Source organism: Streptomyces sp. NPDC048196, assembly GCF_040652715.1.
Taxonomy (GTDB): Bacteria; Actinomycetota; Actinomycetes; order Streptomycetales; family Streptomycetaceae; genus Streptomyces; species Streptomyces siderophoricus.
Genome location: NZ_JBEZMM010000101.1, coordinates 1 through 10960, shown reverse-complemented (window position 1 = coordinate 10960; position 10960 = coordinate 1). Strand labels below are relative to the sequence as shown.

The following is a 10960-nucleotide window of genomic DNA, read 5'->3' as shown; positions in this document are numbered from 1 at the left end:
CCGCGCCACCAACTCCCGCGAACACACCTCACCCGCCAACACCAACGTCGACAGATCCGCCAGCTCGTCCTCCACACCGCTCGGCAGCGACGCCAACACCGACGCAGGCAAGGTCACATGAGAAACCCGCCCCTCCCGCAACACACGCCCAAGCCCCTCACCGGACAACCCCTCCGAATCCGGAACCACCAGCGTCGCACCACTGCCGAACACCAACACCAATTCCCACACCGCCGCATCAAAACTCGGCGACGAGAACTGAAGCACCCGACTCCCCGACGACACCCCCAACCGCTCACCCTGAGCAGCCGCCAAGCTCGCCACCCCACTATGCGAAACCACCACACCCTTCGGCCGACCCGTCGAACCAGACGTATAAATCACATACGCCGCATGCGCGGGCTCCAGCCGAAGCTCCGGATCAGCATCCGAATACCCATCCCGATTCCGGCCCACCAATTCCTCATCCAGCACCAGCAACGGCCGCGAATCCGCCACCATGAACTCCAGCCGACCAGCCGGATAAGCCGGATCCAACGGCAAATAGGCACCCCCCGCCTTGAGAACCGCGAGAACCGCCACCACCAAATCAACCGAACGCGGCAAACACACACCCACGATCTGCTCCGGGCCGACACCCCGCTCGATCAGATAATGCGCCAACCGATTCGCCCGCGCATTCAACTCCCCATACGACAACGACACCCCACCGCAGGACACCACCGCCGTCGCGTCCGGCGCCAACCGCACCCGCTCAGCAAACAACCCCACCAAAGACACACCCGGCACGCACTCCCCAGCAAGCCCGCCCCCCTGCGACAACAACCGGCCCCGCTCACCCTCAAGCAGAACCTCCGCCTCACCAATCCGCATCTCAGGACGCGCAACCACCTGCTCAAGCAACCGCACCCAACGCGCCATCAACGACTCAACCGTCGACCGATCAAACAAATCCGTCGCGTATTCCAGCGACGTATCAATGCCGGTCGGCGACCCGGTCTTGTCGTGGCGTTCGAGCAGGGAGATCAGCATGTCGAATCGGGAGGTGCCGGTTCCGACGTCTTCCTGAGTCATGCGGAGTCCGGGCAGTTCGGCATCGGTGCCGGGTGCGTTCTGCACCACCAGGGCGACCTGGAAGAGCGGATGGTGGCCGGCGGAGCGCTGCGGGTTCAGGACCTCCACCAGATACTCGAACGGCACATCCTGATGGGCATACGCCGCCAGACTCGTCTCCCGAACCCGACCCAGCAACTCCGCGAAACTCGGATTCCCCGACGTGTCCGCCCGCAGCACAAAGGTGTTGACGAAGAACCCGACCAAATCATCGAGCGCCTCGTCCGTCCGCCCCGCCTGCCCACTGCCCAGCGGAACGTCCGTGCCCGCACCCAGCCGCGTAAGCAACGCCGCCATCCCCGCCTGCAACACCATGAACACAGTCGCGCCACTGCCGGCCGCCAGCGCGGACAGCTGCCGGTGCAGCTCGGCATCCAGCGTGAAATTCAAGGTGGCGCCTTGGTACGAGGCGACCGCGGGCCGCGGCCGATCGGCCGGCAGGTTCAACTGTTCCGGGAGGCCCGCGAGCTGCTCCCGCCAGTACGCGACTTGCTGCGACAGCAGACTGTCCGGGTCGGACTCGTCCCCCAGCAACTCGCGCTGCCACAGGGTGTAATCCGCGTACTGCACGGGCAGTTCTGGCCACGAGGGGGCCCGCCCCTCGCACCGTGCCGAATACGCCTCGACGATGTCCCGGACCAAGGGGCCCATCGACCAGCCGTCGCCGACGACGTGGTGGAGCAGCACCATGAGAACGCACTCGTCCTCGGCGGCTTCGCTGTCCGTGATGTCGAACAGAAATGCCCGGATCGGTATTTCGGTGACAAGGTCGAAGCTGTGGCGTGCCGCAGCTGCCAGTGCATCCGAAAGTTCTCGCTCGGTGACCTCGCTGATTGCCCATTCCAGTGCGACCTGACGGGGTTCGATGACGCGTTGTTGGGGCTCGCCATCGACTTCGGGGAACACCGTGCGCAGCGACTCGTGCCGTTCGACCACGTCGAGCAGTGCGGAGCGCAGCGCCTGCGGGTCCAGGTTTCCGGTCAGCCGCAGCGCCAGCGGCGCGTTATAGGTGGCTGAGGGGCCTTCGAGTTTGTGCAGGAACCACAGGCGGCGCTGAGCGAACGACAGCGGTATCACGAGAAACGTACCTTCTTCCACATACGGCTCGGATCGCACCATCGGATACGTCAGTATCCCAATGCGCCGAAGAGTCACTTAAGAATGGGTGGGGCGGGCCAGCTCAGGAATTCTCCTGGGGCCGCGGCATCCGTCGCAGCGCGGTCCGACGGGTTTTCGGAGTGCTCCCGAGGCTCTTCGCCAACGCCTCGACGGTGGCGTTGTCAAATACCGTGGCGATGGCTACTTCGAGCCCCAATGCACTCCGGATCCGGCTGACGAGCCGGGTCACCAGCAGGGAGTGCCCGCCGAGGTCGAAGAAGCTGTCATCGATACCGACCCTGGGAATGCCGAGCACTTCGGCGAAGAGCGCGCACAGCACCTCTTCCCGCTGCGTGCGCGGGGCCTGGCCACCACCAAGGCCGCCGTAGTCCGGCACCGGCAGGGCCTTGCGGTCCAGCTTGCCGTTCGGAGTCAGTGGCAGCCGGTCCAGCACGACGACCGCCGACGGCACCATGAATTCCGGCAATTGTCCGGCTGCGTGCGCCCGTGCCGTGGTGGCGAGCGATCCCATGGACCTGGAGGTCGCCGGATCGTTCACCCACTGACCTGGAGCACCCGTCGTAGCCGGCCGGTAGACCTCCGACATCGCCGGGCTGTCGGCGGGACACAGCACTGCTTCGAACCACTCAGGTCCCCGCGGCGACCAGGTCAACAGCGCACGGAGGCCGTGTCGTTCGGCCCAACTGGTGAACTTTTCCGGGTCCTGGCTGCCGACCGCCTCGACGGCGGTAGGCGGCCGCGGTAGCTCGGCGGCCAGACGGCCGTTGGGGATACCGGTCACCCGCAGGCCGCGCTCGTCCGCGGCCAGTGCCGGGAGCAGGCTGTCCATGTCTGTCACGTCCTGGCCCCATGCGAGCTCGGCGACCCCGGCGAGCGAACGTGCCTTCGTGGCGGTCCCGTGCAGCACGACCTCGTACCGGTGCCGGGTCAACTCATTGTGGTGGGTGCCTCGCTTGAGACAGATGCCCACACCACCGATCCTGTCATCGGCCGCGGCGAGTTCGGTGAAGAATTCCGGTGCGATCAGAAGTTCCGGCTCGGCACGCATCGCCTGGTCGACGGCTGCTCGCAGCCGCACCGAACCGGTGTCCGCCATGAGCCGCCGCGCCTGGATGGCCGTCTGGAACATCCGCGCGGTGCCGAGGTGCCGTACGTCACCGACAATCAGCCGACCATCCGGCGTCAGCAGACGCAGTGCGGCGTCCAGTACCCGGGAGAGATAGTCACCGGTGGGGAAGTACTGCACCACGGAGTTCAGCACAATCGTGTCGAAGAACCCGGTCGGCAGCCCCTCGGTTTCGTCGGCTGCCCGGCATTCGAGGTGTACTCGGTCGGCCAGTCCGGCATCGGCAGTCTGACGCCGGAGCCGGTCGATGACGGTAGCGGAGAAATCGGTAGCCCAGTACGACTCGCATTCCTTGGCAAGCTGTGCGAGCAGCAGGCCCGAGCCGACGCCGATCTCCAGCAGGCGGCGCGGCCGGAATTCCCGGATACGCGTCACCGCCGCGTCGCGCCACTCCCGCATTTCGTTCAGCGGGATCGGCTCATCGGTGTAGGAGCTGTGCCAACCGGTGAAGTCCTCTCCGAATTCCCCTTCGGCTCCGCCGGAGTAGACGGACTCGTAAATCTGTTGCCAGTCCCCGATCTGTCCGTCCTTCTGGCTCTGCTCGCCCGGGGCTGCCGGGACCACGTAGGCGACGAGCCGGGCATCGCCCGGGGTGTCCTCGCGGGCGACCACTACAGCCTGCGCCACCTCCGGGTGGGTGGTGAGTGCTGCCTCGATCTCACCCGGCTCGATACGGAAGCCGCGCACCTTCACCTGCTCGTCGGCGCGGCCGGCGAATTCCAGCTCGCCGTCATAATTCCAGCGCACGACGTCTCCGGTGCGGTACATCCGCGCGCCAGGCTCGAGGGGACAGGCCACGAAGCGTTCGGCGGTCAGCGCCGCGCGTCCCTGGTAGCCACGAGCCAGGCCCGCGCCGGCTACGTACAGGTCACCGGCTACTCCGGGCGGAACCGGGCGCAGCCCTTCGTCCAGCACATACACGTTCGTACCGGGCACCGGCCCGCCGATCGGCACCGCTCCCGCTGTGGACAGCGGCCGGCTCAGCGTGACGCACACCGTGGACTCGGTGGGCCCATAGGCGTTGACCATCCGCCGACCCTCCGACCAGAGCTCGACCAGGCCGGACGGGCATGCCTCCGCGCCGACGACCAGGTTCGCGAGCCCCGGCAACCGCCCTGCGGAGTCCGCGGGGAGTGTGGCGAGGACCGAGGGCGGAATCAGCGCGTGGCTGATGGACTGGGCGTCCAAGACTTGGCGCAGCCCGTCACCGGTCAGTTGGTGCGGGTGCGGAATCACCAGCGTCGCGCCGTTGCTGAAGGCCATCACCAGTTCCCAGACGGCGGCATCGAAGCTGGGTGAAGAGAATTGCAGGACCCGGCTGCTCGCGGTCACCTCCAGCCGTTCCCGCTGGGCAGCCGCCAGGCTCGCCACCCCGCTGTGAGAGACCAGGACGCCCTTGGGGCGGCCCGTCGAACCGGACGTATAGATCACGTACGCCGGGTGTCCGGGCTCCATTCGCCGCTCCGGGTCGGTGTCCGGGTAACCGCTCCAGTCCTGGCGCAGTGCTTCCTCGTCCAGCACCAGTACCGGCTGCGCGTCCGCCAGCATGAACTCCAGCCGGTCAGCCGGATAGGCCGGATCCAGCGGCAGGTAGGCGCCCCCGGCCTTGAGGACCGCGAGGGAGGCCACCACCATCTCGACCGAACGGGGCAGCAGCACGCCCACAATGTGCTCCGGGCCGACGCCCCGCTCGATCAGGTAATGCGCCAGCTGATTCGCCCGGGCGTCCAGCTGCCCGTACGACATCGACTCCCCGTCGTAGGAGACCAGCGCCGTCGCGTCCGGCCCCCACCGCACACACTCGGCGAACGACTCCACCAACGGTGTGGCGGGTGCCGGCGCGGAGCTGTTCCAGCCGGACACCAGCTGCTCCCGCTCGCCGTCGAGGAGTACCTCGGCCTGCCCGATCGACTGCTCGGGCTGTGCGCACACCTGGTGCAGCAGCTGGGTCCACCGGGTCAGCAGTGACTCAACTGTGGATCGGTCGAACAGGTCCGTCGCATATTCCACCAGTGCCTGGATTCCCGCCGGGCCACCGGCCTCGTCATGGCGTTCGTGCAGAGAGATCAGCAGGTCGAAGCGCGAGGTGCCGGTTGCGGCTTTCTCTTCGGTGACGCGCAGGCCCGGGAGATCCACCGCACTGACGGGTGCGTTCTGCAGCACCAGCGCCACCTGGAACATGGGGTGGTGGCCGGCGGAGCGCTGCGGGTTCAGGACCTCCACCAGATACTCGAACGGCACATCCTGATGAGCATACGCCGCCAGACTCGTTTCCCGAACCCGACCGAGCAACTCCGCGAAAGTCGGATTCCCCGACGTGTCCATCCGCAGCACGAAGGTGTTGACGAAGAACCCGACCAAATCGTCCAGGGCCTCATCCAGCCGCCCGGCCACACCACTGCCCAGCGGAATGTCCGTGCCCGCACCCAGCCGGGTCAGCAGCGCCGCCATCCCCGCCTGGAGTGTCATGAAGACAGTGGTGCCGCTCCGGCCTGCCAGCGCGGACAGTTGCCGGTGAAGCTCGACCTCCAGGTCGAAGGTCAGGCTGGAGCCCGCGTAGGAGGCCGTCTGTGGGCGCGGTCGGTCGGTGGGCAGGTTCAGCTGCTCCGGCAGCTGCGCCAACTGTTTCGTCCAGTACGTGACCTGCTGTGAGAGCACACTGCCCGGGTCGGACTCGACCCCCAGCAACTCGCGCTGCCACAGGGTGTAGTCGGCGTACTGGACGGGCAGTGCCGTCCATGCCGGAGCCTGGCCTGTGTTGCGGGCGGAGTACGCCTGGACGATGTCCCGTGTCAACGGCCCCATTGACCAGCCATCGCAGGCGATGTGGTGGATGAGAAGCAGCAGCACGTGGTCGTCGCCGCAGGTGAAGAGGGATGCCCGGACCGGGAGCTCGGTGGCGAGGTCGAACCCGTGACGGGCCGCGGTCTCCAATGCTTCGGGCAGCCCGTGTTCGCTGACCGTACGGTTCTCCCACCACAGCTCCACCTGGTCCGCGTGGATGACCCGCTGCTGGGGCTCGCCGTCCTGCTCAGGGAAAACGGTGCGCAGGGACTCGTGGCGGCGCACCACATCCAGCAGGGCGGCCCGCAGTGCCGCCTGGTTCACGTCACCGGACAGTCGCAGGGCCAACGGCATGTTGTACGTCGCCGACGGCCCTTCCAGCTTGTGCAGGAACCACAACCGACGCTGGGCGAACGACAGTGGAACGGTCTGCGGGCGCGGCACCGGCACAACGGCGGGGCGCTTGGTGCTGTCGCTGTCCAGCCGCTGTGCGAGTTCCGCCACGGTGGGCGCTTCGAAGACCATGGCGATGGCCACCTCGACACCCAGCACGCTGCGAATCCGGCTGACCAGCCTGGTCACCAGGAGCGAATGCCCGCCCAGAGCGAAAAAGCCATCGTCGATACCGACCCGCGGCACGCCCAGTACCTCGGCGAACAGCCCGCACAGCACCTCTTCGTGCGGCGTGCGCGGGGCTTTCCCGCTGCCGATCGCGGGGTCCGGAACCGGCAGGGCAGTGCGATCCAGTTTTCCGTTGCGGGTCACCGGAAGCGCGCCGATGGGCACCAAGTGCGACGGGATGAGGTGCGCCGGCAGGCGTTCGGTGAGCATGTCCTTCACCGAGGCCAGGACCTCACCGATGCCCCTGACCGTGGCCGGGTTGTTGACCAGCGGGCCCGACGCGGTGCCGACGCGGTATGTGCCGTGTACCGGCTGGCCGTCGGCCGCCTTCGGCCAAACCACGGCGTCGAACAGCTCCGGACCTTCGGCGCTCCAGGTGGTCACGACGCTCAGGCCGTGGCCCTCGCCCCATGTGACGACATCCTCCGGATCGACGGCGTTGGCTATGGGGGCGGTGCCCTCCCTGCAGCGGTCGAGCGTGGCTGCCGCGGTCATTTCGCCCACGAGCCGGGCATTGACCAGTCCTGTGATGCGGACCGGGCCGTCGGCGTCGCTCGGCAGATCGTCGAGCGCGGATACCTCTCGGCCCCACCGCAATTCGGCGGTTTCGACGAACGACGTCGGCTCGGTGCCGGCGGGTTGGGGTGCGTCGGCTGCGTGCATCACCACCTCGTAGCGGTGGCGGGTCAGTTCGTTGTGGTAGCTGCCCCGCTTCAACCGCACATCGATCGCACCGATGCTCTCGTCACGCTCGCCGAGTATGGTGAAGAACTCCGGTGCGACCAGAAGTTCCTTCTCCATCAGCACCGCACGCTCCACTGCGGCATGCAGTCGGGCAGCGTCCTTGGCGAGCCCGTACCGTCCGGCCTGTACCGCGGTGTGCAGCGCCCGTACAGTACGGAGGTTGCGGATGTCACCCAAGATGATCCTGCCGCCCGGTGCCAGCAGTTCCCTCGCGTGCCCGAGCACCTTGGTCAGGTACTCGCCGGACGGGAAATACTGCACAACGGAATTGAGCACGATGGTGTCGAAGTAGTGGGCCGGTAGCCCGGTGGTGTCGTCGGCTGACTGGCGGCGCAGCCGCACTCGGTCGGCCAGTCCCGCCTCGTTCACCAGGCGCGAGAGCCGGTCGATCACCGCCGGGGACAGGTCCGTCCCCCAGTAGGTCTCGCACTGTGGGGCCAGGTGGGCGAGGAGCAGCCCGGACCCGACACCGATCTCCAGCACGCGCCGGTACGCGCCTTCTCGCACGCGTGCCACTGCGGAGTCCCGCCACTCCCGCATTTCTTCCAGCGGAATCGGCTTCCCCGTGTACGAGCTGGTCCACCCGCTGAAGTCGGCGCCGAATTCGTCGGTGCGGGAGCCGGTTGACACCGCGTCGTGGACGTCGCGCCACTCGGCAACCTGCTCCTCGACCGCCTGCTCCCCGGCGTTCGCCGCAGGCACGACATAGCCGACCAGCCGCTGATCGTCGGGCTCGTCCTTCCGGACGACCACCGCGGCCTGCATCACGGCGGGGTGGGCGCGCAGCACGGCCTCGATTTCACCCGGTTCGATACGGAAGCCCCGCACCTTGACCTGATCGTCGGCCCGGGCGACGAATTCCAGCTCATCATCAGCGGTCCACCGGACCACATCGCCGGTGCGGTACATCCGCGTTCCGGAGGGTCCGAAGGGGTTGGCCACGAACCGGTCAGCAGTGAGTCCGGGCCGGTGCAGGTAGCCGCGAGCCACCTGTGCCCCCGCCACGTACAGCTCACCCGGCACGCCAACCGGCACCGGTCGCAGCCGGTCGTCCAGCACTGCCAGAGTCGTGTTGGCCACGGGCCTGCCGATGGGAACGGTGTGACCGGTGCGCCGGGAGCGGGCCGCGACTGCCGAGGCCACCTGCACCGTGGTCTCGGTGGGCCCGTAGAGGTTGATGACCCGGCAACTCCAGGCGGACGCGACCTCCTCGGCGAGCGCGGCACCCAGCGGCTCGCCCCCAGAGAAGATGCGGGTCATCGCATGGGCGGGCGGCGGTGCCGGGAGAGTGGCCAGCTGCGAGGGGACGAACTGGGCGGTGGTGACGTGATCGCGGACGATGAGGTCGACCAACCGCTGCGGGTCACGCAGAACCACGTCGGGGGCGACCGAGACCGTCGCACCGGTGAGCAGGGGAAGCCATATTTCCCACACGGCGGCGTCGAACCCGACGGCAGTGCGGAAGAGGACGACATCACCGCTGTCAACGGGGTAGGTCGCGCTCATCCACTGGAGGTGCCCGGCCAGCCCCCGGTGTTCGGCCACAACCGCCTTGGGACGCCCGGTTGATCCGGAGGTGTAGATCACGTAGGCGGGGTGGGCACCGTCCAGGGGGACGGTGCGCTCCTGGTCCGTCAGCGGGGCACCGGGCAGTTCCGCGAGCAGAGCACCGGTCCCCGGGTCGCTCAGGTCCACTCGCGCAGACCGCTCGACGCGATCCGGCACGGATACCGCCTCGCTGGTGACCAGGAGCACCGGGTCGGCATCGGCGATCAGGGAGCCGAGCCGTTCGGCGGGATCTTCGGGGGAGAGCGGCAGGTAGGCCGCACCGGACTTGAGAACCGCCAGCAGTGCGACGATGAGCTCCGCCGATCGAGGCAGAGCGACGGCAACCACTCGTTCGGGGCTGGCGCCCCGGCCGATGAGCAGCCGGGCCAGGCGATTGGCTCGCGCGTCGAGCTCGGCGTAGGTGAGGGGCGTCCCGTCACAGATCACCGCGACGGTGTCCGGGGTGCGGCTGGCCTGCGCGGCGAGCAGGTCCGGCAGCAGGCCGATGTGCTCGGCGACCGTGCCACTTCCCTTAGCCAGTACGACTTCGCGCTCAGCCGCATCGGTGAGTTCGACCTGCCCGATGCGGGTACGGGGATCGGCGGTCACCGCACGGAGCAGACGCTCCCACCGCTCGACCAGCCGTCGCACCGTCTCCTCGTCGAACAGGTCGGTGGCGAACTCCACCAGACCCTCCAACCCGCACGGAACACCGTCTCGGTCGTGGCGCTCTGTGAGCGAGATCAGCAGGTCGTAGCGGGCGGTGCCGGTACCGACCGGCCGGTGCCGTACCTCGAGTCCCGGCAGCTCGAAGGTGCCTTCGGGCGCGCTCTGCAGGGTGAGCGCGACCTGGAACAGAGGGTGATGGGCCGTCGACCGTTTTGGGTTGAGCACCTCCACGAGGTATTCGAACGGCACGTCCTGATGGGCGTACGCCGCCAGACTGGTCTCCCGCGTCTGTGCCAGCAGCTCCCCGAACTCGGGGTCACCCGCGGTGTCGGTACGCAGCACCAACGTGTTGACGAAGAACCCGACAAGCTCGTCCAGGGCCCCGTCCGTACGGCCGGCGATGCCGCTGCCCAGCGGAATGGCGGTGCCCGCACCCAGCCGGGTCAGCAGCGCCGCCATCCCGGCCTGGAGCACCATGAACACGGTCGCACCACGGTCGCCCGCCAGCGCAGCGAGGTCCCGGTGCAACTCACCGTCCAGCACGAACGTCGTGGTGGCGCCCTCGTACGAGGCCACCGCAGGCCGCGGCCGGTCAGTCAGAAGGCTCAACTGCTCTGGTAGATCGGCCAGCTGCCGCTTCCAGTATGTGACCTGTCGGGAGAGCACGCTGTCCGGGTCGGACTCATCACCCAGCAGCTGCCGCTGCCAGAGGCTGTAGTCCGCGTACTGCACGGGTAATTCCGCCCACGCCGGGGCCCGGCCTGCGCTGCGGGCCGCGTAAGCCGTGACGATGTCGCGCGCCAACGGCTGCACCGACCAGCCGTCGCCGGCGATGTGATGGATGAGGATCATCAGAACCAGCTCTTCACCGCAGGCGAACAGCGACGCTCGGATCGGGATCTCCGAAGAGAGGTCGAAGGGATGGCGGGCGGCAGTGTCCAGAGCCTTCGGCAGTGCCCCTTCGGTGACCTCGCGTGTCTCCCAGTTCCATGCCACCTGGTCGGTGGCGATGACCCGCTGCAAGGGCTGGCCTTGGTGCTCGGGGAAAACGGTACGCAGCGATTCATGGCGCTCGACGACATCCAGCAGCGCGGCACGCAGGACCTGCTGGTCCACCTGGCCGGTCAGTTCGAGCGCGAATGGCATGTTGTAGGTGGGTGAGGGGCCTTCGAGCTTGTGCAGGAACCACAGCCGACGCTGGGCGAACGACAGCGGGATACTGTCCGGGCGCTGCAT

General features: G+C 67.8%; 2 protein-coding genes. Both read right to left on the bottom strand.

The genetic code is table 11. The features are described 5' to 3' along the window. A partial coding sequence (locus AB0E02_RS38970; RefSeq protein ID WP_362149458.1) for a condensation domain-containing protein occupies positions 1-2232 on the bottom strand: 2232 nt, incomplete at its 3' end. A gap of 61 nt (positions 2233-2293) precedes the next feature. Next, the gene (locus AB0E02_RS38965) at positions 2294-10960 is read right to left on the bottom strand and encodes an amino acid adenylation domain-containing protein (RefSeq protein ID WP_362149455.1); all 8667 of its coding nucleotides are present in this window, start codon (positions 10958-10960) and stop codon (positions 2294-2296) included.

What these genes read in the sequence shown, in the direction of transcription:
- AB0E02_RS38965 (WP_362149455.1), bottom strand. Translation starts at nt 10,960, where the DNA reads ATGCAGCGCCCGGACAGTATCCCGCTGTCGTTCGCCCAGCGTCGGCTG.